At 47.9% G+C, this 330-nt stretch carries 1 pseudogene; it reads right to left on the bottom strand.

Annotation, left to right across the window (positions count from 1 at the left end):
* Window positions 1–280 (bottom strand): annotated as a pseudogene (locus tag AB4585_RS28375) (lipoprotein NlpI); the annotation flags it as partial.
* Window positions 281–330 lie beyond the last annotated feature (50 nt).

Here is a 330-nt window from a genome sequence, read left to right as displayed (position 1 = left end):
CGCCCAGCAGGTTGAAGATATCCGGTTGAGCCGGATTAATAGATAAGCTTTGATTGAAGTCGTAACGTGCCAACTCTCGAAGCCCTAGGCTATCGTAGTAAACACCACGCTGAAAATGCAGATCTGCTCTTTCTTGATCATTAATATCATTGCGCAGTAGCAGTTGCGTTGTGCGCGCAATCTGTACTTCTTGTTGGATTGAAGGCTGTAGAGGAACGGCCATTGGTGGTGGCGCCCATTGTTGACTTTGACCGCCGATGCTTGAACAGCCGGACATCATCAGTACTACACCCGCTATCAGCACACTAAACCATTTCACGAAATACTACC

The organism is Vibrio sp. 10N.222.49.C9 (assembly GCF_041474985.1).
Lineage (GTDB): Bacteria > Pseudomonadota > Gammaproteobacteria > Enterobacterales > Vibrionaceae > Vibrio > Vibrio crassostreae_C.
Note: the sequence above shows the minus strand (reverse complement) of the source record. Positions and strands in the feature narration are given on the sequence as shown.